General features: G+C 41.7%; 22 protein-coding genes. 21 read left to right on the top strand and 1 reads right to left on the bottom strand.

Annotation, left to right across the window (positions count from 1 at the left end):
• Positions 1-986: 986 nt before the first annotated feature.
• From ACSBL2_RS02245 to ACSBL2_RS02190, 12 genes are all read left to right on the top strand, one after another.
• Positions 987-2369, top strand: coding sequence for a S41 family peptidase (locus ACSBL2_RS02245; protein ID WP_442590060.1), 1383 nt, complete (start codon positions 987-989; stop codon positions 2367-2369).
• A gap of 186 nt (positions 2370-2555) precedes the next feature.
• Complete coding sequence (locus ACSBL2_RS02240; RefSeq protein ID WP_442590059.1) at positions 2556-3155, top strand: RNA polymerase sigma factor; 600 nt, start codon at positions 2556-2558, stop codon at positions 3153-3155.
• 94 nt (positions 3156-3249) lie between these two features.
• Positions 3250-4227: a FecR family protein gene (locus tag ACSBL2_RS02235; protein WP_442590058.1), complete on the top strand. Its 978-nt coding sequence runs from the start codon at positions 3250-3252 to the stop codon at positions 4225-4227.
• 113 nt (positions 4228-4340) lie between these two features.
• Complete coding sequence (locus ACSBL2_RS02230; protein ID WP_442590057.1) at positions 4341-7631, top strand: TonB-dependent receptor domain-containing protein; 3291 nt, start codon at positions 4341-4343, stop codon at positions 7629-7631.
• Positions 7632-7691: 60 nt separating this feature from the next.
• Positions 7692-9221: a hypothetical protein gene (locus ACSBL2_RS02225; protein ID WP_442590056.1), complete on the top strand. Its 1530-nt coding sequence runs from the start codon at positions 7692-7694 to the stop codon at positions 9219-9221.
• Between the two features lie 29 nt (positions 9222-9250).
• Positions 9251-10072: a hypothetical protein gene (locus ACSBL2_RS02220; protein ID WP_442590055.1), complete on the top strand. Its 822-nt coding sequence runs from the start codon at positions 9251-9253 to the stop codon at positions 10070-10072.
• A gap of 165 nt (positions 10073-10237) precedes the next feature.
• Positions 10238-10561, top strand: coding sequence for a hypothetical protein (locus ACSBL2_RS02215; protein ID WP_442590054.1), 324 nt, complete (start codon positions 10238-10240; stop codon positions 10559-10561).
• 349 nt (positions 10562-10910) lie between these two features.
• Positions 10911-12356, top strand: coding sequence for a hypothetical protein (locus ACSBL2_RS02210; RefSeq protein ID WP_442590053.1), 1446 nt, complete (start codon positions 10911-10913; stop codon positions 12354-12356).
• A 225-nt stretch (positions 12357-12581) separates the two neighbouring features.
• Positions 12582-13436 carry a phosphatidylinositol-specific phospholipase C/glycerophosphodiester phosphodiesterase family protein gene (locus ACSBL2_RS02205; protein WP_442590052.1) on the top strand — a complete coding sequence of 285 codons (855 nt, stop codon included), beginning with the start codon at positions 12582-12584 and terminating at the stop codon, positions 13434-13436.
• A 16-nt stretch (positions 13437-13452) separates the two neighbouring features.
• The gene (locus tag ACSBL2_RS02200; RefSeq protein WP_442590051.1) at positions 13453-14622 is read left to right on the top strand and encodes a glycosyltransferase family 4 protein; all 1170 of its coding nucleotides are present in this window, start codon (positions 13453-13455) and stop codon (positions 14620-14622) included.
• A gap of 5 nt (positions 14623-14627) precedes the next feature.
• Positions 14628-15650, top strand: coding sequence for a lysylphosphatidylglycerol synthase transmembrane domain-containing protein (locus ACSBL2_RS02195; RefSeq protein ID WP_442590050.1), 1023 nt, complete (start codon positions 14628-14630; stop codon positions 15648-15650).
• Positions 15625-16788 (top strand): glycosyltransferase family 4 protein, encoded by a 1164-nt coding sequence (locus tag ACSBL2_RS02190; RefSeq protein WP_442590049.1) that lies wholly within the window; start codon positions 15625-15627, stop codon positions 16786-16788. The genes ACSBL2_RS02195 and ACSBL2_RS02190 overlap by 26 nt, the downstream gene beginning before the upstream one ends.
• Before the next feature lie 24 nt (positions 16789-16812).
• On the opposite strand, the gene ACSBL2_RS02185 is transcribed toward ACSBL2_RS02190, so the two are convergent.
• Positions 16813-17544 carry an RDD family protein gene (locus tag ACSBL2_RS02185; RefSeq protein ID WP_442590048.1) on the bottom strand — a complete coding sequence of 244 codons (732 nt, stop codon included), beginning with the start codon at positions 17542-17544 and terminating at the stop codon, positions 16813-16815.
• Positions 17545-17628: 84 nt separating this feature from the next.
• Between ACSBL2_RS02185 and ACSBL2_RS02180 the strand changes: the two genes are divergently transcribed.
• The 9 genes from ACSBL2_RS02180 to ACSBL2_RS02140 all read left to right on the top strand — a co-directional run bounded on the left by ACSBL2_RS02180 (position 17629) and on the right by ACSBL2_RS02140 (position 25967).
• Entirely contained in the window at positions 17629-18597 is a 969-nt protein-coding gene (locus ACSBL2_RS02180; protein ID WP_442590047.1) for a stage II sporulation protein M, read from the top strand.
• A 6-nt stretch (positions 18598-18603) separates the two neighbouring features.
• On the top strand, positions 18604-19476 hold the full coding sequence (locus tag ACSBL2_RS02175) for a hypothetical protein (protein ID WP_442590046.1): 873 nt from the start codon (positions 18604-18606) through the stop codon (positions 19474-19476).
• 1 nt (position 19477) lies between these two features.
• Entirely contained in the window at positions 19478-20251 is a 774-nt protein-coding gene (locus ACSBL2_RS02170) for a DUF4129 domain-containing protein (RefSeq protein WP_442590045.1), read from the top strand.
• Positions 20248-21444 (top strand): DUF4350 domain-containing protein, encoded by a 1197-nt coding sequence (locus ACSBL2_RS02165; RefSeq protein WP_442590044.1) that lies wholly within the window; start codon positions 20248-20250, stop codon positions 21442-21444. The genes ACSBL2_RS02170 and ACSBL2_RS02165 overlap by 4 nt, the downstream gene beginning before the upstream one ends.
• A 2-nt stretch (positions 21445-21446) precedes the next feature.
• Positions 21447-22424, top strand: a complete 978-nt coding sequence (locus ACSBL2_RS02160; protein WP_442590043.1) for an AAA family ATPase — start codon at positions 21447-21449, stop codon at positions 22422-22424.
• A gap of 12 nt (positions 22425-22436) precedes the next feature.
• Positions 22437-23783 carry a DUF58 domain-containing protein gene (locus ACSBL2_RS02155; RefSeq protein ID WP_442590042.1) on the top strand — a complete coding sequence of 449 codons (1347 nt, stop codon included), beginning with the start codon at positions 22437-22439 and terminating at the stop codon, positions 23781-23783.
• A 67-nt stretch (positions 23784-23850) separates the two neighbouring features.
• A complete protein-coding gene (locus ACSBL2_RS02150) occupies positions 23851-24237 on the top strand; it encodes a DoxX family protein (protein ID WP_442590041.1) in 387 nt (128 codons plus the stop codon).
• A gap of 36 nt (positions 24238-24273) precedes the next feature.
• Complete coding sequence (locus ACSBL2_RS02145) at positions 24274-24882, top strand: RNA polymerase sigma-70 factor (RefSeq protein ID WP_442590040.1); 609 nt, start codon at positions 24274-24276, stop codon at positions 24880-24882.
• Between the two features lie 62 nt (positions 24883-24944).
• Positions 24945-25967 (top strand): FecR family protein, encoded by a 1023-nt coding sequence (locus ACSBL2_RS02140; RefSeq protein WP_442590039.1) that lies wholly within the window; start codon positions 24945-24947, stop codon positions 25965-25967.
• Positions 25968-25970: the final 3 nt, after the last annotated feature.

The following is a 25970-nucleotide window of genomic DNA, read 5'->3' as shown; positions in this document are numbered from 1 at the left end:
AAAAGTCGGACTCAACTCGCAGCTGACACGCAGCTTGCCCGAGGACGTATAGAAAAATTCTAAAACAATTACCAGCTTCTAAATATACCCAAATCATAACTATTGCTAGTTTTGCACAAAATAAAAATACTTCATATAATGACCTGTGAGCAAATTAATAATTCAAAACATATAAGGATATAAATGATAGCATTTAAGTGCACACCAAAGCTTTAAATAGCCTAAAAACGTAAAATCATCAATTCTTATACAGAGCCCGGCACAATAGTCGACATCTATCACCGGATTGAGGTGGTTTCTGAGCAATTACAAATCCGTTTACCCTCCATATCTCCATGGTCAGGGATCGTGAAAATTTCAGTCTGAGTTGTATTTTTTTATACAGCTGTCATCCGCTGATTCAGCATTAATCAATAGTTAAAAAAGAGATGTCGTATCTTCAGGATCAAAATTTGTATATTTTCCTCTTTCTGGACGGACTTTGATTCAGTTTATTTGAGACAGGATCATTAAGTATAAAACACAACAGGTCTTCATCTCCTGATTACATCGGGAAAGTTCAACACTTTAAAGCTGAACATCTTGTCTCTGCCCACAACTTTTGATCTTGATCCTTGCCATCCCACATTTTCATACCTCCTCCCTATTACTGAAGCAGCAGAATCTATCTAACATTGTGGCGGATTCAAACTCCTCTCATACCGAACAAATAGGCGTCAGTCTATTCTAAAGAGCTTGAACAAATTTTAGTCTGATCAGAACGGCAAGAAATAAAACATTAAATTTTTGTTTTGTTAAAAATTATTTAACTTTGACTCGTCTAAGAAATTTATTTTTCAAGGAATTTAATATCAATAAAGGGATTCAGAAGCCGGTTGGGAAGCCGGCTTCTTTTTTTTGAAAAATATTCCTCCCCCAAACGTAATCAAAATATAACATTAACTTCATCTCACCGGCCTACCTTGCTGTCCTACACAAGCATGATAATGAGACGTTTACGGAAATACATAAAAATCATTGGCCAGACCCCCATTTTTAGAGCCAATCCTGCCATTCTTCCCTTACTACTGCTCCTCCTCGTAAATGGTTGTAAAAAGGATAAGGATCCTGTCTTCGATCCGGGAACCGACCAGTACATCAATGACTGGGTACTGGACAGTATGAAAGTATATTACTACTGGAACAATACACTACCCAACAAACCGAACTATAACCTAAATCCCCTGCAGTTTTTTGCCAGTATAAAAAACAGCAACGACCGCTTCTCTCAACTCCTGAATGAAGACGTACCTGAAAGCTATCCGAAAACCTTATATTCCAGTTTCGGGATAGACCTGGTCACTCTTGAAACCAACAATACAGCACAAACCCTACTACGGCTGGTGGTACCGGGATCCGATGGCTTCCAGGCCGGGCTGAAACGTGGCGACCGCGTACTGACCATTGATGGCACCGCAGTAAATGCATCAAACATGAGTAGCCTGACTGAAACAAGTTTAAAAAATAGCAGTATTACACTGGAAGTAGAAGGATATGAAACTCCATTTATCATCAATGGTTACCTGAGACCCAATCCGGTATACACCACAAAAATATGGGACAAGGGGGGAAAGAAAATAGGATACATCTTCCTTAATAATTTTGAAACCAGGGCTTTGCCGCGCCTGAAAGAAGTCTTTTCGGATTTCCAGTCACAGGGCGTAAACGAGCTGATCCTCGACATGCGTTACAATACCGGAGGTGAGGTATCTGTAGCCGCAGCCCTGGCTGCCATGATCACCCAGGCCAGTGAACAGGACATTTTTCTTGAATACCGGGGCAACAACAATGCAGGTACACGGCGGCATACTTTCGGCGATGAAATCACAAAAGTTTTTCTTCCGCTGAATTATAGCCAGTATACCGGCCTGCGATTGAATATCAACCGCATATTCCTGCTCACAGGAACACACACTGCGTCAGCGGCAGAATTGCTGATCAATAATCTTCCTCCATATATCCAAACGATCCGCATAGGTGAGCATACCCTTGGAAAAGACATGGCCGAATTTGAACTTGCTGACCATAGAAATCCTAAGCTGGCAGGAAACTGGGTACTCTGGCCCCTGGTATTTAAAGTGTATAATTCTACAGGAAAAGGCGACTATAGTACCGGACTCCAACCCGATATTGAAGCTGATGAGTTAAGTATACTTCCATTGAAAGCATTTGATGATCCCGAAGAAACGCTGAACAGTCTGGCCATCTCCCGCATTACAGGGGCGGCAAGGTCAGCACGGATCGCTGCTATACCTGCATACAACAAAAAAACATTCGATTCGAGGAATAAAGGAGATCTACAGACAGCCCCTATCAGGGTAACAAAATAATTATTAATACTACAATATTCTGCTTAGTTTAACAAAAAGCCTCCCCTCAAAACAAAAAAGAAACAGTAAGGAATATATTTTAATAACGGTTTAAATTACAGTGGTTATTAACAAATATTTAACATTACACTCCTTTCAACTTAATATGGATACGCTTAATTTGTTATGCACTTAAACATCTGCTATATGCTTTGTCAAACAATTATCCAGAATTTTAAGCAAGGAGATCCTGAGGCATTTGAACGCATCTATGCTCTATTTTACAAGCAAATATTCTCATACTGTTACCGTTACACACTTTCCAGGGAAAGTGCGGAAGAGCTGACACATGACATTTTTCTCCGTTTATGGAATACGCGGGATTTTGTAGATCCGGAGACAGGTATTAAAGGATACCTGATTACGCTCTCCAAAAACATTGTGTTTACCTGGTTAAGGAATGCAGGCAGGAGCAAAAAAATGCGGGCAGAAATACAATCGTATTTTACGAATGAACAATCTGAATTTCTTCCTGAAAAACAGATGGAAGCCACTCATGACCTGAATGTCATGCGCAATCACCTCAACTGTCTACCCCCAAAAAGGAAGCTGGTATTTGAAATGATCCGTTTCAGGGAAATGACCTATAATGAGGTGGCCGACCAACTTTCGATTAGCCGTGATGCGGTAAAAGACCATATGGTGAAAGCCAATAAGGTTATTGAATCGATGAAAAAGAATAAAACCTACCTGGATTATGTAAGTATCTTTTATCTACTGATCTACCCCTATATCCACACGCTCTAGAAAAAAATAAATTTATTTTTTACAGAGCTACCCTAACACCCCTACTCAGGTTGTATATATAAATAGTAAGCCCGGATATCAGGCGATTATTTATATGAACACGAATAGAAAAAAAGATTTACACCGCCGCTATCTGACCAGGGAGCTTTCTGAAGAAGAACTACAAGAGTTCTTTTCGATGATTGCGCTGGAGAATGCAGATGAGCTGGCAGATTTTGACGAGGTGGCGAAAGAATTTCCAACAACATTGGAGCCTACAGAGAACATCGCAAGAAAAATAATAAACAACACACAAGCAAAAAAAACACGTCAGCAGTTTATTCAGCGGTCAGTTGCCGCAGCAATTACCATCATGATGCTTTTCGGTGGTTACCAGGGTATCAATTACTACAGGTTTATTCAAAAAACAAGAACATTTGCCATAGTTAGGGTTCCTTTTGGAAGGATGACAGAAATCACACTGGAAGACAGCACTATAGTGACGCTGACCTCAGGTTCTGTATTTAAATATCCACAAGCCTTTACCAAAACAGAAAGAAAAGTATACCTGCTGGAAGGCCAGGGTTTTTTCCAGGTGGCACATGACAAGACCAAGCCTTTCCGTGTCAATTCAGGGAAGCTTTCCACCACAGCACTGGGGACATCTTTTGTCATCAGACATTATACGGAATATGCTTATGAGAAAGTAAGCTTATATACCGGTAAAGTTCAGATAGACCGTAACGGAACAAACAGTAAACCTGTTATTCTGCATCCCGGACAGGAATTTAATTACCACAACGGTACACTGAGTGAAGTGATGGGCTTTAACAATGCAAAAGACCCGATAGGAACAGGAACGCTTGACTTCAAAAGAATTCCCTTCCGTGATGCCATGTACAGTATGGCTTCGTTTTATGGGGTAAAAATTAAGTTCAAGGAAGCAGAATTTAAAAACCTGAGTATCAGTGGTAATTTCAACAGCACTTCTGTAGAAGAGATTCTTAAATCTTTAACATTTATCTATCCTTTCAAAATTAATAAAACAGATTCTTCCACTTATAACCTTATTCATATAGAAAAAAGAAAATAATATTATATAGAAAGAGAGCGACGCGGCCAGGCGTCACTCTCCAGATGAGCCGGATGACTCCGGCATTTTATAGCAACCATATTACTAAAAAAGCAATACAGCAAATCAAAATTATGATTTTTAATTTACCCCTTATACTAAAATTACGATTACGACAGACTTCTACCCTCTTTATCCTCTTCAGTATATTACTTTATACCCCACTTTTTGCACAGGGAAGAAGCACTGACAACCCCACCTATAAGAACATAAAAAAGCCTGTAACGCTTGAATATGCACAAGCAGGCGCTATACAGATCATTGAAGAACTGAAAACACAAAGCCGTTATAATTTTATTTACAATCCTGATGAACTGGAAAAGGTTGAACTGAAAAAAATCAGTTTTAAACAGGAAGCCCTGGGAAAAGTACTGGATAAACTCACCACTTCAGGAATGAATTTCTCCCTGTCGGGCAATTCTATCTATGTCAAATATATAAAACCAGTACCTGTTAAAAAGCAGGAACCCGGACGTGTTACAGGAAAGATTGTAGATGACAAAGGTGAAGCGATGCCGGGTGCAGGAATTAAGGTGATCCAAACCGGACAGGCCGTACAGAGCAGTGTTGATGGTACCTATCAGCTGACCTTAGTACCGGGCACTTACACACTGGAAGTGAGTTATATCTCCTTTCAGACCAAACGTATTGCTGAGGTGATCATTAAAGCTGGTGCAGTAACAAAACTTGATGTGGTACTTAAGGTGGCTTCCAGTTCCCTGAAAGAAGTTGTGATACAGTCTTCTTATAAGAAAGAATCGGTGAACGGATTATATGCGCAGCAGAAAAACAATGCTTCTATTACAGATGGGATATCATCAGAACAGATTGCACGTACGCCTGACAACAACTTAGGCCAGGTTCTCAAACGTATCAGTGGTGTAAGTACCATTGATACTCGCTATGTAGTGGTGCGCGGGATGACTGAACGTTATAACCAGGCCATGCTGGATGGGGTGATTATCCCCAGTACGGATATGAACCGCAGAAACTTCTCTTTTGATGTGGTTCCTCAGGAATTGGTCAGCAATGTTGTGGTCAACAAAACGGCCAGTGCCGATTTATCATCAGAGTTTTCCGGTGGACAGATCATGATCAATACACTGGATATCCCTGAAGCGAACTTTAACTCTTTAACGTTGGGTACCGGTTACAATACACGTACTACAGGTAAGGACTTTGTGCAATTGGGCAAACGTGGGAAACATGATTTCCTGGGATTTGATGATGGCAGAAGAAAAACACCGATGGATTTACAGAGCTGGGTGCAAAATAGCCCGGGCGACCTGCCTTCTTATGCCATTGCACAAAGCAAACGTTTTAACAATGAACAGCTGAAAGCATACACAAGTCCCGCTATTCTGAATCAAAACTATCGTTTTTCTTTAGGTCGTCTTTACCAGTTGAATAAAGACCTGAAGTTTGGTTTTTCAGGAGGTGTAACTTACAGGAATACGCAGGAGACCAATCCTTTTGAAACGATCCGCGGTACTGGTGTAGCTAACTTAGAAAATGTGGATCAGCCAATTGACAATGCCGCCTTACGTGGATCAGGAAACTTACACAAATTTAACACCACCCTGGGTGCAGTGCTGAATTTAGGAATTCAGGGGGAGAGATTTAAAATTGCCTCTAAGAATTACTATTCCCATGTCTTCAATGAAACCATGCAGGATGCCATACGTTATGACCAGACTGAAGACCGGATGTACAAAGAATTGTTTACCGTACCGGAATACACCACAGTTTATCAGAATAAACTGGAAGGAGAGAACCTCATCGGCAATAAAGGCCTGAAATTTAACTGGAGCGGAGCCTTGACAAACATTAGTCAGGACATTAAAGATATGCGCAGGCTGCGTTACCGTAAAACTGCAACTTTCGGAGGGGTGGATTACTATGATACTCCTTTTGCCAATGGTTTTGGTGATGCCTCTGGAGCTTATGACTATCGGCTCTCCACTCATCTGGAAGAAGAAGATTATAACTGGACAGGCAGCCTGAGTCAGCCCTTTGACTTTCTAGGTGATAAAAGTGTAGCCAAAGTTGGATATGCAGGCTGGTATAAAAGCCGGTCATTAAATGCAGCACAGGTACAAATCATCAAACAGTCAACCAGCACCCAGTTAACAGGAAGATATGAGGATATTCTGGCACCAGACCGTATTGGTTCAACTGCAGACTCGGCATTCTATTACGCGGATCAGGGCAGGAATGGTTCACAGTATACAGGCTCTTCAAAATACCATTCAGCCTACCTGATGATGGATCAGCGATTTTTCCAGAAACTAAGAGTAGTGTATGGTATTCGCGCAGAAAACTTCAATCTGGCCAATAGTCAGGATCAATTCCTGCGCAATCCTAACAATGGTTTTTCTGCCAATTCAAAGGTAGATCCATTTATTACAGGAGAGAAAAACTGGCGCTTTTTGCCTTCCATAAATGCGACCTATAGTTTAACAGAGCAGATGAATATCCGTGCTGCTTACTCTACCACCATGGTACGTCCCGATTTCCGCGAAACTTCTTACTTTCAATTGTATGATCCTTTTCTGGAATCCTATATCAGCGGATGGAATGTGGTGAGTACCAAGATTAAAAACTACGATTTACGTTACGAATGGTATCCTGGGGCAGGAGAAATTATTTCAGTATCTGCATTCTATAAAGACTTTGATAAACCACTGGAATTAGTAGCTGAGAATGTGACAGGCGGAAGTGGAGCAATACGTTATCTGCGTTTTCAAAATCAAAAGAGAGCAACAAATAAAGGTTTTGAAGTAGAAATCCGTAAATCGTTAGGGTTTATTGCAGATAAAGAATGGTTGCGGGGTATAACAGTATTTGGTAACGGTACATGGATGAAATCGAAAGTAGAAGCGGTAGACTATTTTGTTGTCGCAAATGATGGAGGTGCATCTTATGAATTGGTAGCCCGCCCTATAAATAGCATTGACCGTCCAATGTATGGACAATCTCCATGGATAGTTAATGCTGGAATAAATTATGAGTCTAAATTCATCGGTGCGAACATTAGCTATAACCGTTCCGCTTACCGCTCTTATGTAGTTGCAACATTACCGGGTGAAATTGAGTATGAAAACGGCCGCAATCTAATCGATCTTCAATTAAGCACTCGTCTGATGAAACAGAAAATGGAGATTAAACTAAATGTCGGTAACCTTCTTGACGAGAGAACCTTCTTTTACACCAACCCTACTGCCTATTCACAAGTTGGATCTTCAGGTGCACAAATTGAGTTGATTAATGGTACTGATAAATTTGAGAAAGATAAGGGAGACAAGATTTCCTACCGTGTAAAAAATGGAACTACAGCCAGCCTTACACTAACCTATAAATTCTAAACGAACCATAAAATATGAAACCTAATTCAGCAAACTGATTTCATAATAAAAAAGAGACCAATGGCAAAACAAATCATAGATTTTAACCCAGATGCTTCATATAAATATATACATGAGCCTAAAGATGTTCTTAAAACAAACAACAAACCCTTTATTAAATTCCCAATTATGAAAAAGATTACAAACGTAAAAACAACTGCAATAGCACTGGTTGCTATTGCTTTGGGGCTGTCGAGCTGCAAAAAAGAACTAGGCACTGACGGTGATTTCAGTAAATCATCTAAAGCTGCAATTGATTACAATGCACTTCCAAAAAAACACCTTAGTGGTGTATTTACTGGAAGCCGCGTACTTAGTCCAGATACACTTTATTATTTGGATGGTGTAGTTTACTTCTCAGGAGTAAATGCAAAACTACATATTAAAGCAGGAACACACGTAGTAACAGGAGATCCGGTTACTTATGCTGGAAGAGCACTTAAAGGAGTTTTAGTAATCGGAAGGAATGCAAAAATCTATGCTGATGGTAACAAATCTAATGTTTCAGAAGCAAGTTATAATGCAGATAGTACGATCGTTTTTGGTGCTGACCCAGCTATTACAGCACCGGTACCAGGTGATTTTGGTGGTGTAATCATTTTAGGTAATGCCCCTACAAATCAACCAGCAACAACTGTTATTGAAGGTATTCCTACTACTCCTCCTGCAGATGTTACTTATGGTGGAACTGTTACAGCTGACAACTCAGGTGTATTACGTTATGCACGTATTGAGTATGCAGGATTTTTATTATCTACTGATAATGAAATTAATGGTTTAACTCTTGGTGGTGTGGGTTCAGGAACTACTTTAAGTCATATCCAGGTAGCATATAGCGATGATGATTCATTCGAATTCTTCGGAGGAACTGTGAATGCAGATCACCTTGTTGCTCTAGCTGGTATTGATGATGACTTTGACTTTGACTTTGGTTACTCAGGAACCATTCAATATGCAATCTCTTTAAAAAACCGTGCTGGTAATCATACAGTTTCAGGTGGTGTAAGTGATGCTAACGGTATTGAGTCTGATAATAATGGAGGTGGTATTGCAAGTACACCTACTACAAGACCAACATTAAGTAACTTCACCATCATTGGTTATTCTACAGGTGGTGCAGGAACTGAATCTGATGAATTGGAAAATGGCGTACATTTCAGAAGAGCTTCTGGTGTAAACCTTCAAAACTCAATTATCGGTGGTTACAACAATGCAGTACGTTTTGAGAACATTACAGCAGCTGGCTCAACTTTCAGCTACAATACTATCCAAGCATTCACTACCTTGTATACTCCGGCAACTGGAGGTACACCAGCTGTATTCACTAACAACCTTGGTGGTACAGGATCTGTTGGTGCTAACGCGAATAGCTACCTTAGACTTACGGCTCCAACAGCATTTTATGTGAATGGATCGTATAATCCGGCTAACTTAAGACCATTAGCTAGCTCACCTGCTGCCACTGGTAGTTCAACTGGTAGTTTCAATGGTGCATTCGCCCCTGGAACAGGAGCATTATGGACTGCAAACTGGACTAAATTCAATTTCTAAACCTAATTATTTGTTTGTTTTAAAAACTAATGATAGAAGTAACAGCTGTAACACTGTTACTTCTATCTATTAATAGAAAAAAGATGTTCAAAACAATTACCTATTACCTAATAAGCTTAAGCTTCATTACTTTATTTATTTCTGCCTGCAAAAAACAGGAACCATATTTACCTAATTCCGGAAATTACGCCACAGTACAATTTATTAACAACAGTAATATTAGTACGCTCGATTTCGGAATTAAATACAATGGCGAACCTATGGGTAGACTTGTTCTAGCAGGACCGGGTACTTTCACGTTTTATAATAAAACAACCGGAGAAATTTTATTAGAAAAAAAACTTGACATAAAAGCAAATGAAACTGAGCCCTGGTATTTTTTTCAGCCAGATCCAACAATTGAGCCTCAGTTGATTAAAAACACGCAAGCCAATGAACCAGCTCCCGAAGCAGGATATTTTAAAATAAAGTTTGCAAATCTATCAAAAAATGCGCTCCCATACACAGCATTAGATGTTGTGTTGAATTACTATGATGAAAATGGGATGATTGCACCCTATGATACCTTGAAATCAGTAGGTTCTCAACTGGATACAGCAGGTTATTACCTTGTAAAAGAATCAGCCGACGGATTCTTTCCACTTTCATTTTTAGATCACGAAACTCAACAACCTGTCTTAGACAAAGCGGGTAATACATATATTGCGCAATTAGGAATTTATATTGACCCTTCGAAAGACGTTTTTACCTTTTATTTCACAGAACCTGAATACGACGAATATGATGGTTATATATTTAGAAACAATAAGTATTATGATATATATCCCGTTGAATTGTTCACGACTAACTAACAGATAAGATCTGGTTAACTACCTCATCATACCAAGGAAGCCTACTTGAACGGGCTTCCTTTTAAATAATGTTTACATCTATTATTGCTACCAAATATTAACTACCTATACCTATGAAACGTAAAAGTCAATTCATTCCGCTGGCTGTTCAAAATCATCAACATTATGCAGGGAATTAACAAGTCGAAACATACCCATCTAACTGAAGCCATGTTTCAATTGGAACGTTTGCTCTCAAAAAAAGAGCAAAATGCTGCAGACCTGCATCAAACTGAAGAATATCGGAAAGAGCTGGAAAAAATGTATGAAAATTACCATCGTTTACTAACAGAAATCTCTCATCAGATTGAGGACTATGAAAATCTGTATATCAAAGTAAAAACCCAATATCTGGGTAAAAAGTTAAAAAAACTAAAAAAAGAAATACCTGAGCAAGAGCCATCGTTTGTTCGTTTAATAGAAAATATACATATCATTTACGGAACTTGATAAATTGTTCGTCAATTCTAACTTATCAACATATTAGGGAGTTCTTAAAAGCTGTTACAATAAAGATAATATTATAGCACAAATTACTTTTGCCGTCACCAATAATACTAAAGTAACTCCTGAAATCTTAGTATTTTCATTCACAAGCAGTATCTATCTCAGATTTGCTACTTCCATATACTCCCTTTTCAACAGAAGATTATTGACACAGCGCTTATCTAATTAGAAAAAGCATCGGACATAGAAATAATTCACAATGACTTATCAGATTTATTTTCTTGAAACTGAGCATAAACTAATCGTAAACTGTGCTTTATAAGTTAAAAAACCCTTTATTAAATTCCCAATTATGAAAAAGTTTACAAACTTAAAAACAACAGCAATCACTCTGTTGATTGTTGCACTTGGGCTTACAAGCTGCAAGAAAGAATCAGGGACTAATGGTGATTTCAATAAATCATCTAAAGCTCCTATTAATTATAACGCTCTTCCTAAAGTACATCTTAGCGGCGTTTTTACAACAAAACGCGTATTGAGTCCGGATACTCTTTATTATTTGGATGGCATAGTTTTCTTCTCTGGAGCGAATGCAAGGTTACATATCAAAGCAGGAACACATTTGGTAGCTGGTAATGCTGTTAATTACAACGGAAGGCCGATGAAAGGAATCCTGGTGATTGGAAAAAATGCAAAAATCTATGCTGATGGTAACAAATCAAATGTTGCCGAAGCAGATTATCATCCTGACAGTACAATTGTTTTTGGCCCGGATCCGGCTATCACTACCCCCCAACCAGGAGATTTTGGCGGTGTAATTATTCTAGGAAATGCACCCACAAATCAAATGTCCAATACTCTTATCGAAGGTATACCATATCCTTCTCCTGCAGATGTAACCTACGGTGGAAGTTTACCAACAGATACCTCTGGTGTACTTCGTTACGCGCGCATTGAATATGCAGGATTCATATTATCCACTGATAATGAAGTTAATGGATTAACTCTCGGAGGAGTCGGATCTGGAACTATATTAAATCATGTTCAGGTTTCTTATAGCGTTGACGATTCTTTTGAGTTCTTCGGAGGAACTATCAATGCCGATCACCTAATTGCCTTAGCTGGAACCGATGATGATTTCGACTTTGATTCTGGTTATTCGGGAACTATTCAATATGCTATTGCTTTAAAAAACCGTGTCGGTAACCATAGTATTGTAAACGGTTTAAGTGATGCTAATGGAATTGAATCTGATAATAATTATTTATCCGACACCTCATCAGTTCCTTTCGTCATAACCAGACCAACCTTAAAAAACTTCACTATATTAGGTTATTTAACTGGTGGTGCAGGAACTGAATCTGACGAATTAGAAAAGGGTATTCATATCAGAAGAAAATCTGGAATAAATATGCAGAATTCAATTATTTCCGGATATAACAATGCCGTGCATTTTGAAAACATTAAACAAGCGGGCTCAACATTCAGTTACAATACGGTACAAGCATTCACTACACTTTACAATCCATCTACAGGAGGAAGACCCGCTTTGTTTACAAATAATCTTGGTGGCTCAGGATCTGTTATGAGTAATGCCAATAATTATATTAGACTTACAACCCCAAATGCATTTTATGTTAATGGATCATTTAATCCTGTTCCTTTAAAACCTCTTTTGTCATCCCCTGCAGCTACCGGTGGTGCTCCAGGTGGCACTGCTTATAATGGTGCATTTGCACCAGGTGCCGGATCTGTAGCAACATTATGGACGGCAAACTGGACCAAATTCAACTTCTAAACCATTTAATCCTTTTTTTGAGAATTCAAATAGAGGTGCCAGCTGCAAAGTTGTCACCTCTATTTTATTTAACCATAAATTCAACCTCAAAAACTATTCTATCCTAAAAAACATCCATATCATCTACACCACCTGATCAACCCCATCACGCACCCATTCCTTTATGAATTGTTAACGCCTTGTAAATATTACACTTGTACCTTGCAGTAACAAATAAAATTTACGATGCAAGTAGCTATAAGTCAAACGCACCTGAAATTAATCCTTGTTGTTTTATTGGCGCTCTCCTTCTCCACCAGCCAATCTCAAACGATACTTTCCCACGGCTTTGCACACAATGACTACTGGCACCGACGCCCATTATTCGACGCCCTCGAAAATGGGTACTCACACCTTGAAGCCGACATCTACCTAAGAAATGGAGAACTCATTGTCGCCCACATCCTCCCCCGTTTAAAAAAGAAGAAAACACTGGAGCAGCTCTACTTCAAACCACTCCTGCAATGTGTACAGGGAAAGAACAAACACTTCGCTGCGCCTCTTGTCCCGATCACCCTGATGATCGATATAAAATCTGATGCCGACAAAACCTATGCAGAATTAAATCGTTTACTACAAAAATACAGCTCCATCCTTTCCAGCTTTGAAAACGGACAGATCATACACCGTCAGGTCACTATTGTCATCACAGGGCACAAGCCTTACCAGATGCTGAAAGAACAAAATTACAGACTCGCCTTTATAGACGAAGACCTGATGAAAATCGGACAGGATAACCAGTCGGACAACATCTATAAAACTGCAAGCTGCAAATATTCCCGCCTGATCAGCTGGCAGGGAGAAGGGGAGATACCTGCAGCGGAAAAAGAAAGGTTACGTAAATATGTGGCAATGGCACACCAATACGGCAAAAAAGTAAGGCTCTGGGCTTCCCCGGAAAATAAAGCGGTATGGGCTGCACTCCTGGAATGTGGGGTCGATTTGATCAATACCGATCAGTTGGTCGCTTTGCGAAACTTCCTCATGGCCCAGCAATTGGTATTTGCCAAAAACGAACAAAACAAAGAACACAAACCCTGAATCAGACAATATTTCTATGGAAAAGACTAGAATTGCATTTTTTGCAGAAATACTTATTGAAGAATTCGATGGGGCCTCACGCACCATGTTTCAACTGATCAAACGGATTCAGCCTGAACAGTTTGAATTCCTGTTCATTTGTGGTACCGGCCCCGATGATATTGCCGGTTTTGAATGTGTTAAGATTCCAGCGGTAGCCCTCCCCATCAATACCAATTACACCATGGCTCTGCCGGTACTGGTAAAAACACAGATCAAAGAAAAACTCAATACCTTTTCTCCTGATGTGATTCATATTGCCACCCCTTCCCTGCTTGGCGCATTCGCCCTGAAATATGCACAAAGGCGAGAAATCCCTGTACTGACCATCTACCATACCCATTTCATCTCCTACATCGATTATTATCTAAAGCACATGCCTTTTTTAATCAACAAGGTGAAACACATGATTGCCGAAAATCACAAAGCTTTTTATAACCAGTGTAACCAGATCTACGTACCCTCTGAGAGTATGAAAAGCGAACTTACTTTAATGGGCATTGAGACCGACCGTATGAAAATCTGGAAACGCGGTATGGATACCCAATTGTTCTCTCCCCAGCATAAGGACCCTTCCATGTTAAGAAATTTAACGGGCAATGACCTGCCTACGATCCTTTTCGCCAGTCGCCTGGTATGGGAAAAAAACCTGGAAACCCTGTTTGCTATTTATGACCTCATGGAAAGTGAGGGGCCAAAAGTGAACTTCTTAATTGCAGGGGATGGTACCGCAAAAGTGGCCTGCGAGTCAAGAATGAAAAATGCCATCTTTACCGGTAAGGTAGACCACCAGACACTTTCCGTACTGTATGCAAGTTCCACACTGTTCCTGTTTCCTTCCGTATCGGAAACCTACGGCAATGTGGTCATTGAAGCGATGGCTTCGGGATTACCTTGTGTAATTGCAGATGGAGGTGGCTCCAAAGACTTTATCCATCAGGGAGAAAACGGGTTTAAATGTCAGCCCTATGAACCGCAGGATTATGTCGATAAAATCAGGTTGCTGCTGAATGACCCTTCTTTAAGTGCGAACATCTCGGCACAGGGACTAAGGGAGAGCCAGAAAATGGACTGGGAACAGCTGGCTGCTGTCTATTTCAATGACCTGAAAGAAATGGCCTTCCACACTGTTCTTGCAACGGCTTAACAGGTATGGGTAAAAAAATCAACATCATTATTGCCCTTTGTATCTTATGCTGTCTGCTCATCTTTATCGGAACCACAGATTTTGAGAAAGTGTTCAGCTCCATCCGGCAGGTGGGTTACCGGTTTGTACTGTTGTTACTGGTTACCTTTATCGCTTACTACCTGGGTGCCCTGAGCTGGAAATATTGCCTGGGGAAAGATTCCGGTTCCCTCTCCAGCATCAGGCTTTTCCTCATCCGCCATACCGGAGAAACCGTAAGCCTGATCAACCCCGCAAGTTTAGCAGGAGGTGAAGCGGTTAAAGCCCTGTTATTAAAAGATGACAATATTGGCAAAGACACCGTTATCGCCTCTATACTGGGTTCCCGGGTAATCATGATTGTCACCCAGCTCCTGTTATTTGTGATGGCCCTGGCAATCCTGATTTTCCAGCAGGGAGACCGGGACATGATCCATGTGGACACCCATGCCTTGCTGTACGCCCTGGTCACCATCCTGCTTATCGCAGTTGCCATCCGTTTATGCTGGTATCCCCTAAAGAAATTAGGTACACGTACAAAACAAGGGAGGTTGCTGAAACAAAAAACCAGGACACTGCAGTTAAAAACCGGCAATGTACTCGCCGAATTAAGGCACCTGTTCCGGCACCATAAAAAGATGCTGTTGATGGCCTGTATTTTCGCCATCCTCCACTGGATAGCCGGGGCAATGGAATTTTATTTGATCCTGAAATTCCTGGGGGTAAAAACCGGGATTGCAGAAGCCCTTCTGGTGGATATGGGGGTGATCTTCTTTAAAGCTGCAGGCGCCTTTATTCCGGGGCAGATCGGGATAGAAGAATACGGCAACAAGATGATGCTGTTGGCGGTTGGTATCCCAGGCACAGAGATCTGGATTACAGCCTCTATCCTGCGCCGGGCCAGACAACTGGTGTGGATTGCCGCCGGTGTTGGCACCTATATGTTACTCTTTAAAAAACGTGAAAAGCCATACAAAAAATTGAATGGAGATATTATTTATAAGCCATAAGTACCCCCCTTCCATCGGAGGGATGGAAAAACAGAGCTTTGAACTGATCAACGGCATTGCCGGGCACCTGCCCGTACACCGTATTGTTTATGAAGGTAAAGGGAGCAGGATCAGGTTTTTCCTAAGGCTGAACCGCAGCATCAGGCAGTACTGTAAAGCGCATCCCGGAATCTCTGTCATCCATTTTAATGATGGCCTCATGGCAGCATGGTGCCTGCTGCATAAAGGATACGGACAGCTCAAAAAAACAGTTACCCTGCATGGCCTGGATGTGGTTTATCCGAACTTTATCTATCAGCGTTTTATCCTGCCCGCATTTAACCGGATGGATTTAATTTTTGCCGTCAGTGAAGCGACGGCAGAAGCCTGTATCCAACGTAAAATAAAAAAGGAGAAAGTAGTGGTGGTCAACAATGGTGTTGATCCCCGGATAGGATCATCCGCAAGCAGGGAGCAGGTGAATGCGTCTATCCTGGAGAAGTACCATACTGATGTTAAAGACCGGCGTTTGCTCGTGGTCATGGGCAGGCCTGTGAAACGAAAGGGCTTCTCCTGGTTCATAAAGAATGTGTTGCCAGACTTACATGATGACTTCATCCTGCTCATCATCGGGCCACTGAGTAAAAAGAATAAAAGCAAACGTTTATTCCGGTTGTTGCCGCAATTGATCAGGACACCTATAGAACTTTTCCTTGGTGCCCCCTCAGATGAAGCAGCAATGGAGAAGTTGATTGTATCTCCTGAAATCAGTCCGAAGGTAATGCGCATGGGCAAACTGCCATTTGAGGAAATTACGGATATTCTCAGCGTTGCCGATGCTTTCCTGATGCCCAATATTCCCATTAAGGGAGATATGGAAGGTTTCGGACTGGTTTGCCTGGAAGCGGTGATGTGTGGAGCAAATGTATATGCAGCCTCTTCCGGAGGGATCACAGATGCCATACGGCCGGGAAAAAATGGTACGTTGTTAAGGCCCGGAGATCCGCAGGCCTGGATCCAGGTGATCAATAACGAACTGGAACCACGGCAGCATTCTTCTTACGATGCCCAGGCAGCTATAGATTTTACCAGTACCTGTTTTAGCTGGGAGAAAATGACAAAGGAATACTTATGGCACTTCCGTCAACAATTGCCATAATTGAAAGAATCCACTATAAGGTGTCTACTGCCTTGAAGTGATGTGGTTATAATCTTTAATTACCGTATTCAGGAAAACCGACTCGTGCATGTCCTCTGGGATAGGGCTGGATAAATGTGTGCTGACCTTAGCAGTAATGGCCTTTACGAGCTCTTCATTACCGGTTTTATAATAGGTATCCAATACCTCATGGATCAGCTCTACATCTTTATCTCCCAACAGGTGGACATTTCCGAAAACAGGAATATAATCTTCTGCCGTCACAGGATGGAAAGCGATATGATCAAATGTTGTTTTCAATACGGTCTTGATCATAACGGTACCCGCCACCATATCCCCGATCCGCTGCTTCTTATCAGATAAAATGATACAGAAAAAACCAGCCAGCTGGGCGGTTAAATAAAAATCAACCAGTCGGAACAACCAGCGGATGAAGTACTGGCCTATACTGGCCTGGCTCCCGTCCAGACTGATGACCTTAATCTTCATGGCTTTCTTGCCAACGCTTTGCCCGTCGAGAAAAATCTCGGTCAGCAGATTGTAGAAAACAAAGGCCGCAAGGCAAATTATGATCAGAATAACATAAGCAATCCCTGATTTGCCCGAAGCGAATGTTACCCCAAACACCATCAACAGCATAAACACACAGAAAAAGATACCCAGGTCTATTAACCGTGCTACAATCCGGTCTCCAACACCGGCAACAGGGTAATCAATAGCCACGTGCTGACTCGTATTTACTTTTATTGTTTCCATCAAGTTCAAATATAATATTGATATTTAATTAATTGCTGTAAAATAGTTTTTTTCATTATTTTAACAGAAATTTTAAACAGGTGTATGAGGGAGGCCTTATTTGTTAAACAAAATTCAGAAAAATGGAGGACTTACGAACACCTGCACACCACCATCCCTGATGAGCTGGCCGACCGTTTCATTGACATTACAAATGACCTCGCCTACGCAAAAACCTTTTATCCAGGCTCCAAAACAACTGCTTATTTAAACGGCATCGCCTCCCAGTTACACCGTTCCATCTATAAGAATAAAAAAGAGGAAACAAACAGGTTCAGCAGGTTCTGGAAATTTGAGCTTCCCGAACTATTTTATAGTTATCGGAGACAGTTGTTTTATGCCATGGTATTTTTTATGGTATCTGCTGCAATAGGTGTTTTATCAGCCAAATATGAGGATACTTTTTTAAGGGTGATCCTGGGCGATAGCTATGTGAACATGACCAATGAAAACATTGCCAAGGGAGACCCTTTTGGGGTATACAAACAACAGGATGAATTCAGCATGTTTTTCCAGATTGCCGCAAATAATTCATATGTAGCCATTTTAACTTTTCTGAGCGGTATATTCCTCAGTATCGGACCTGTTTTCAATCTCCTGAGAAACGGGATTATGATCGGGGCATTTGAGTATTATTTTTTCAGTAAAGGCCTTGGCACAGCATCCATTCTGGTGATCTGGATTCATGGTACCCTGGAAATATCCGCCATCATTATTGCTGGTGGTGCAGGCCTTGTCCTTGGCCATGGTATCCTCTTCCCGAAAACATATACCCGGATGCAGGCCTTCAGGAAGAGTGCGAAGGATGGGACTAAAATCATTGCCGGAATTATACCCATCATTATCCTGGCCGCATTTTTCGAGGGTTTTATCACCCGCCATACCGGAATGCCCCTATGGCTTAGTATCAGTATACTCTGCGGATCCCTGTTTTTTATGGTCTGGTACGTCATACTTTATCCGGCAAAACTAATGAAGCAACCGCTGTTCCCAATAAGCTACAAAACCAATTAATCACGCATGAATACGACTACAGAGTTCAAAAAAAGAAGGGAATTTGGAGAGATCATCAACGATACCTTCCAATTCATTAAGCAGAATTTCAGGCCATTGATGAAAGTCCTTTTATACTTCTGCGGGTTCTTTATCCTTGGGGGCATCATTGCAACCGCGATACAAAGTATGACCTCCATAAAAGCACTCACAGATGTCCGCAATGATCCTTATGCGCAAATTAATCAGTACCTGTCGTTCAGTTACGCCATGGTGTTGATATTTTCCCTGTTAAATTATACGGCACTCAATGTCTCTATTTTGAGTTTTATCAGTTTATATGTTGAAAAAGGAAAAGTAGTTCCGGAGATAGAGGAAGTATGGTCCTATTTCAGGTATTATTTCATGCGTGTTCTTGGTTCTTCCATCGTAGTGAGTCTTTTCCTCTCTGTTTGTTTTCTCTGCTGCGGCATACCTGGGATCTATGTCTTTCCGGCAATGGTCCTCTTTTTCCCGGTAATGATCTTTGAAAATGGAACTTTCGCCTATAGTTTTGGCCGGGCTTTCAGGTTATTAAAGGATCAATGGTGGATAACTTCCGGAACAATATTCATGATCTGGTTTATTACTTATGCGTCTATGTCCATTATATCACTTCCTGCAATCGGGCTCACGATGGCAGTTAGTTTCCTCCCGGCTGCCAAAGAATTTACTGCCGCCGGATTGATCATTTCCAGCATTATTCAGCATTTCGCCCAGTTATTACTGATCATCCCTATCATTGGCATTTCCCTGTGTTATTTCAATCTTTCAGAACGGGTGGACAATACGGGGCTTATGGACCGGATCAACCAACTTGGTGAAACTAAAAAAGCATTTGAGGGCGACGAACAATATTAACATGAACAAGTTGCTGCTCTTCGTTTTACTGATTTACTTCTCCTTCAGCAATAACCCTGTTTTTGCTACACAACGCATAGATACCACCATCGCTGCAGAAGTTACGATAGGCGCAAAAAAGGAGATTGATGTGCCGAAAAAGAATCCCTTTAGAAAAGACAGCAGTACCGTAGCGATCAGAAACTTTGACCAGCAGAAACTCAATGCCTACCACGAGCAGTCAGCCTTTAAATATGATACCATTCCCCTCCAGACAAATTACTGGAACTGGTTTTGGTCATGGATAAAAAACATACTGAAAAGCCTGTTTGATGGTCAGTATTCCGGGTATATCATCAATTACCTGCTCATGATTGTCTCCGCAGCCGTTGTCGTTTTTGCCATTCTTAAACTCATGGGACTGGACATGGTGATTTTCAGCCGCAAATCAAAGTCAGTGAAGGTGCCCTATTCAGCTTCGGATGATAATATTCATGAAATAGATTTTAACCATGAAATTGAAAGTGCAGTGAACGCAGGCAATTACCGACTTGCCGTAAGGCTGCTGTATCTCCATGCGCTGAAAAAGCTAAATGACAACAGCATGATCCACTGGCAGCCGGAGAAGACCAACCAGACGTATATCGATGAAATTACGGACACCGGTAAAAAACAGGAGTTTAGCTTGCTGACCCGACAGTTTGAATACATCTGGTACGGTGAATTTTTTATTGACAGGGAAAATTTTACGAGCGTACAGGAAGCCTACCACACATTTAACCGGGGAATACAATGAAAGGCATCAGAATATATCTTTTCGGCAGTGCCCTTTTGTTGATCATCTTTATCCTCAGTCAGATTAACCAACCTCAGGAGACTGATTGGACGCCTACCTATGTAAAGGAGGATAAGATTCCGTTTGGACTCTACATTTTGCACCAGGAAATAAAGACGATATTTCCCGGTACTACCCTGGAAATATCGAAGCAACGGGCCTATAATACCTTAAAGAATAAGCACCGTAAGCATACCAATTACCTGTTCATTGGCGGAAAAATGGATTTTGATGAACTGGACTATAAGGAACTGGTTACTTTTATGGAACAGGGGAATAATGTTTTTATAGCCGCCTTCGACCTTGGAGAGGTATTGAATGATACCCTGAAAATCAGGATCAGTTCTTCTTTCAATAGTGGAAAGAATGAGCCTACACCGATCAACTTCGTCAATCCGGCGATAAGATCCGCGGAACATTACAGTTTTGACAGGGGCCTGGGCGACCAGTACTTCATTCAATCGGATACTTCGGCAATTACTGTTTTAGGTGAAATGGAATATGGGGGTATGGAATTCGGAACCCCTGATTTTATAAAATATACTTTCGGTAAGGGAGCGCTTTACCTCCTCCCCAATCCCCAGCTGCTGACCAATTATGCCCTGCTTCAACCGAAAGGGGCTGAATATGCGGCCAAAGCATTGTCTTACCTCCCTCCCGCAGAGACGCTGGTCTGGGACGAGAGCAATACCATGAGCAGTATAGCGGACAGGTCACCCCTACAGGTGATCTTTAAACATCCGCCCCTGCGCTGGGCCTATTACCTCGCCTTATCAGGCCTGCTGATCTTTGTGATTTTTGAAATCAAACGCCGTCAGCGGATCATCCCTGTCATTGAACCTTTAAAGAATTCCACAGCAGATTTTGTGACCGTTGTGGGTAAAGTCTATTATCAGCAACGGAATAATAACGATATTGCCGGTAAGAAGATCAGGTATTTCCTGGAGTATGTCCGGACGACTTACCAACTTAAAACCACAAAGATTGACGGGGAGTTCAGCAATTCACTCCTGTTGAAATCTGATGTCAGTGAAGGAACCATTCTTCCCCTGATCAAACTCATTACCGATATCAATAATAGCACCCGCGTCAATGACCAACAGCTCATTGAACTGAATAAACTCATTGAAAAATTTCATCAGCAAGCCCAATAAATATGGAATCCGAAATCTCTTCCCAAAGAACCGACCTTACACAGCTGAATGAGGCTGTAGCGCAAATAAGAACATCCTTAGGCCAGATCATTGTTGGTCAGCACGAAACCATCACTTTCCTGATTGCCGCCCTGCTGGCTGACGGGCATGTCCTGCTGGAAGGAGTACCGGGCGTAGCAAAAACCTTAAGTGCCAAGCTGCTGGCCAAGAGTATTGACGCTTCTTTTTCAAGGATCCAGTTTACACCAGACCTGATGCCCTCCGATGTACTGGGTACTTCTGTATTCGATCCGCGCTCTTCCAATTTTGAATACCGTAAAGGACCAATATTCGGTCATATCATCCTTGTTGATGAGATTAACAGGGCTCCGGCAAAAACCCAGTCGGCCTTATTCGAGGTGATGGAAGAACGCCAGCTAACGGTAGATGGACATACTTATCCAATGGATGAACCTTTTATGGTACTTGCCACACAAAACCCGGTAGAGCATGAAGGTACCTACCGCCTGCCCGAAGCGCAGCTGGATCGTTTCCTGTTTAAAATTGAGATCCAATACCCTACACTGGAAGAGGAAATCCAGATTCTTACCAATCAGCACCAGCAGAAATCAGATCATGGATTGAAGGAAATCAGGGCTATCCTGAGTGTAGCACAGATTAAAACTTGCCGCGGGATCATTAAAGCACTACATGTGGAGCCTAAGCTGATTGAATATGCAGCCAAGATCACTCAGGAAACAAGAAATAATAAATCTTTATACCTTGGTGCTTCCCCCCGTGCATCTTTAGCCCTCATCAATAGTGCAAAAGCCATTGCCGCAATGTCGGGACGCGATTTTGTCACCCCTGAAGATATCATCAAAGTGGCTCCCCCCGTACTGGCACACCGGATCATGCTGACCCCCGACAAAGAGATGGAAGGGCTGACCACGACCGACCTGGTTGCACAAATTATTCAGAAAATAGAGATCCCACGATAAGCAGTCCCTCCATTGAAAAAGTTATTCAAAAAATATTACACAGATCTCTTTCCAGGCAAGCTATTGTTTGTGGGGATAGGTACCTGTGCTGTTTTATTTCTCTTTTCTTTTTTTCTTCCTGCACTCAGTGCTGTCCCTTACCTATGCTTCCTGGTCTTCATCGTTCTTGTCCTCCTCGATTTCATCCTGTTATACAGCGGAAAAAAACAGGTGTTTTTACGAAGGAACCTACCCGACAGACTGAGTAATGGAGATGAGAACCAGTTGAGTATTGATCTGGAAAATTTTTATTCCTTTGGTATCCACCTCGGGATAATCGATGAAATCCCCTTCCAGTTCCAGAAAAGGGACCTGTTGTTTAACAGTGATTTAAATGCCGGAGGCAAAAAAACGATCTCCTATACCTTGCGGCCGACTAAAAGAGGGGAATATATTTTCGGTCAGGTGAGGTTGTACGTACAATCCCCGCTCAGACTGATCATGAGAAGGTTTAACTTCGAAAATGAAGTGACCATTCCGGTATATCCCTCCTTCCTCCAGTTGCGCAAATATGAGCTCATGGCAATATCGAACAGGCTAAATGAAATGGGGATCAAGAAAGTCAGGCGTATCGGCCAGAGTATGGAGTTCGACCAGGTAAAGAATTATGTGCAGGGCGATGATTACCGCAGGCTGAACTGGAAAGCTACAGCAAGGAAAGGCGAACTGATGGTCAATTCCTATGTAGATGAAAAAGCGCAGCATGTGTATGCCATCATTGATAAATCCAGGGTCATGAAAATGCCTTTTAACGGACTGAGCCTGTTGGATTACGCCATTAATGCCAGTCTGGTCCTTGCAAATGTGGCACTGGTAAAGGATGATAAAGCAGGACTGATCACCATTTCAGAAGAAATTGGCAGTGTGGTACCTGCCGACCGCCGGCCTGTGCAGATGGGCAAGATCATGGAAGTGCTGTATAAAGAAAAAACGAGATATCTCGAGACCAATATTGAGGCTTTAACGCTCACGATACGCAAAGTATTGAAACAGCGCAGTCTGCTGATTTATTTCAGCAATTTTGAGAGCATGTCTGCCCTGCAGCGACAATTGCCATTTTTAAAAGAGATGGCAAAATTCCATTTGTTGCTGATTGTTTTCTTTGAGAATACGGAGCTTAAAGCCATGAGTGAAGATGCTGCCACGAATGTGGAAGGAATTTATATCAAAACTATAGCCGCAAAATTTGTATATGAAAAGAAACTCATGGTCAGGGAACTGGCAAAACATGGTATACTCAGTATCCTTACTCCCCCGGAAAAGCTGACTGTCAATGTGGTGAACAGGTACCTGGCAATTAAAGCCCAGCAGAAGATTTAAACGAGTTATAGCCATTCCAACACCATTGTCTCTATCCAGATCCGCTATTTTTTATTAAATTAGCTAGATGAACAAAACAGTATTTCTCTTACTTCGCCTTGCCGTTGCAGCAAGCATGTTTGGACATGGATTGGTCAGGCTGCCCAAACTTGCCGGATTCAGTGCATGGATGGTCGGCGATTTTGCCAAGTCAATGATTCCCCAAATCCTTGTCGTGCCCTTTAGTTATGCCCTTCCTGTTGCAGAGTTTATTATCGGTTTATTTTTGTTCATCGGTTTATTCACCAGAATATCGCTTATCGCCGGAGCGGTGGTGATGGTCATGCTGATCTTCGGTTCCTGTATGGTAGAAAACTTTAATGCCATCCCCTCCCAGTTAATTCACGCTGCATTTTTCGCAATATTGCTTCAGTTTATAGAAGCGAATAGTTATTGCCTGGATAGGAAAATATAAACACCCAACCGGGGACCATAAGATAATATTCAATTAATGCCCTGTTTACATGCTATGTTCAGTTTTGTAATCAATATCATGGATTTGAATGCAACACTAGGTTTTTCAGAAATCGTAAACAGCCAGAGCAGTCTGGAACAATTTGAGTTGCTTTACAAACGATGGGGCAGTATTCTTGAAAAATACGCATATTATTATGTAAAAGATGATGAAGCCGCCAGGAGCATCGTCAATGATTTGTTCCTGCAGTTATGGTTCCGAAACAGGCAGCCGGAAAATTTAAAAGGATATTTATTCCGTGCGATAAAAAATGCCTCCATCAATTATTTGAGTCAGCAGAAAAACAATCCGCTGTCCTATATTGAAGAGGAAGACCTCAGGCATATCTCCGACCTTTCTACACCCGCAGAAGAAACGAAATACGAGTCAGAGAAAGTCAGGTTTCTTCAAAACGTTATCCAGCAGCTACCTGAAAGAAGACAGCTGGTCTTCAGGATGTACCGCCTGGAAGGCTTCAGCTATGCCGAAATAGCCGAGCTGATGCAGATTTCCGTACGCACGGTGGAGGACCACCTCTCCAAAAGTATGCAGTTTATACATGCCCGCTCCAAACATTTAGTTCATCAAAAGTTAACAGAAGCTTAACCATAGCCAGCCCGTATTTCCTCCTCCTTTTTTTGTCTTTTACTTTGAAAACAGATTCAGAGATGGAAGATAAAATATGGGACTGTATGATGAAGAGACTGGCGGGTAATGAGACTGAAGACTCCCGCAGCTGGCTTGATCAATGGTTAAATGAAGATGCTGCACACAGTAAAAAATACGAAGAAGTAAAATATTTATGGGAATTAAGTGCGGCCATCCCCCCGGAGGAGGACAATCTTTCATTCGATACGATTAAAGATAAAATTAACGGGGATATTCCCGAAGCATTGCCCATCACTACGCGCTCAGGTTTTACAAGGTATGCCATTGCCGCAAGTTTAATAGGCGCGCTCCTGGTCACGGCATTTTATGGCTACCAGCAATATACCAAACAGCATACAGCCGAAACATGGCTGTTAAAAACCGCTGCTGCCGGAAAGATGCTACAATTTACCTTACCCGACAGCACGAAAATCTGGCTGAATGGTGGAAGCAGGTTATGGTATTCCAGCAAATACAGCACGTCGAAATTAAGAAAGGTTAAACTGGACGGTGAAGCTTACTTCGATGTTACCCACGACCAGGCACACCCTTTTGTCGTACAAAGTACACAATTGCTGACCACCGTATATGGCACAAGTTTTACGGTGAGTGCTTATGCCAATGAAGGCTCTTCTTCCGTATCGGTAAATTCCGGTAAAGTAGGGGTGAACAGTACAGATACCCTAACTAAAAGCAGCCCTATTTTCCTGTTGGCAGAAGACAAGCTCGTCTATAACCACCAGAAAAAAAGTTTCAGCAAGTCAACCATACACAAGCAGGATGTGGATGCCTGGATCAATGGCGACCTGATCTTTGAACAGACACCACTCACAACAGTATTCGCAACCCTGGAACGCAGGTTTGGGATACAGATCAAAACTGCCCCTTCCGCTTATGAAGGATGTAAACTGACAGCAAGGTTTCAAAATAAATCCCTCGACGCTATCCTGAAGACATTAAAAACAGCGATGAATATACATTCCAAACAAACTGATCAGATTATTTACCTAGAAGGAGGAGACGCATGTAGCAACAATGACTAAAAA

The sequence above is a fragment of the Pedobacter sp. AW31-3R genome (genome assembly GCF_052180285.1).
Classification (GTDB): domain Bacteria; phylum Bacteroidota; class Bacteroidia; order Sphingobacteriales; family Sphingobacteriaceae; genus Pedobacter.
This window is presented reverse-complemented; position numbering and strand designations above follow the sequence as displayed.

What these genes read in the sequence shown, in the direction of transcription:
- ACSBL2_RS02195 (WP_442590050.1), top strand. Translation starts at nt 14,628, where the DNA reads ATGGGTAAAAAAATCAACATCATTATTGCCCTTTGTATCTTATGCTGT.
- ACSBL2_RS02165 (WP_442590044.1), top strand. Translation starts at nt 20,248, where the DNA reads ATGAAAGGCATCAGAATATATCTTTTCGGCAGTGCCCTTTTGTTGATC.
- ACSBL2_RS02210 (WP_442590053.1), top strand. Translation starts at nt 10,911, where the DNA reads ATGAAAAAGTTTACAAACTTAAAAACAACAGCAATCACTCTGTTGATT.
- ACSBL2_RS02180 (WP_442590047.1), top strand. Translation starts at nt 17,629, where the DNA reads ATGAGGGAGGCCTTATTTGTTAAACAAAATTCAGAAAAATGGAGGACT.
- ACSBL2_RS02220 (WP_442590055.1), top strand. Translation starts at nt 9,251, where the DNA reads ATGATAGAAGTAACAGCTGTAACACTGTTACTTCTATCTATTAATAGA.
- ACSBL2_RS02185 (WP_442590048.1), bottom strand. Translation starts at nt 17,544, where the DNA reads ATGGAAACAATAAAAGTAAATACGAGTCAGCACGTGGCTATTGATTAC.
- ACSBL2_RS02240 (WP_442590059.1), top strand. Translation starts at nt 2,556, where the DNA reads ATGCTTTGTCAAACAATTATCCAGAATTTTAAGCAAGGAGATCCTGAG.
- ACSBL2_RS02175 (WP_442590046.1), top strand. Translation starts at nt 18,604, where the DNA reads ATGAATACGACTACAGAGTTCAAAAAAAGAAGGGAATTTGGAGAGATC.
- ACSBL2_RS02170 (WP_442590045.1), top strand. Translation starts at nt 19,478, where the DNA reads ATGAACAAGTTGCTGCTCTTCGTTTTACTGATTTACTTCTCCTTCAGC.
- ACSBL2_RS02200 (WP_442590051.1), top strand. Translation starts at nt 13,453, where the DNA reads ATGGAAAAGACTAGAATTGCATTTTTTGCAGAAATACTTATTGAAGAA.
- ACSBL2_RS02235 (WP_442590058.1), top strand. Translation starts at nt 3,250, where the DNA reads ATGAACACGAATAGAAAAAAAGATTTACACCGCCGCTATCTGACCAGG.
- ACSBL2_RS02145 (WP_442590040.1), top strand. Translation starts at nt 24,274, where the DNA reads ATGCCCTGTTTACATGCTATGTTCAGTTTTGTAATCAATATCATGGAT.
- ACSBL2_RS02205 (WP_442590052.1), top strand. Translation starts at nt 12,582, where the DNA reads ATGCAAGTAGCTATAAGTCAAACGCACCTGAAATTAATCCTTGTTGTT.
- ACSBL2_RS02150 (WP_442590041.1), top strand. Translation starts at nt 23,851, where the DNA reads ATGAACAAAACAGTATTTCTCTTACTTCGCCTTGCCGTTGCAGCAAGC.
- ACSBL2_RS02245 (WP_442590060.1), top strand. Translation starts at nt 987, where the DNA reads ATGAGACGTTTACGGAAATACATAAAAATCATTGGCCAGACCCCCATT.
- ACSBL2_RS02225 (WP_442590056.1), top strand. Translation starts at nt 7,692, where the DNA reads ATGGCAAAACAAATCATAGATTTTAACCCAGATGCTTCATATAAATAT.
- ACSBL2_RS02215 (WP_442590054.1), top strand. Translation starts at nt 10,238, where the DNA reads ATGCAGGGAATTAACAAGTCGAAACATACCCATCTAACTGAAGCCATG.
- ACSBL2_RS02160 (WP_442590043.1), top strand. Translation starts at nt 21,447, where the DNA reads ATGGAATCCGAAATCTCTTCCCAAAGAACCGACCTTACACAGCTGAAT.
- ACSBL2_RS02140 (WP_442590039.1), top strand. Translation starts at nt 24,945, where the DNA reads ATGGAAGATAAAATATGGGACTGTATGATGAAGAGACTGGCGGGTAAT.
- ACSBL2_RS02190 (WP_442590049.1), top strand. Translation starts at nt 15,625, where the DNA reads ATGGAGATATTATTTATAAGCCATAAGTACCCCCCTTCCATCGGAGGG.
- ACSBL2_RS02230 (WP_442590057.1), top strand. Translation starts at nt 4,341, where the DNA reads ATGATTTTTAATTTACCCCTTATACTAAAATTACGATTACGACAGACT.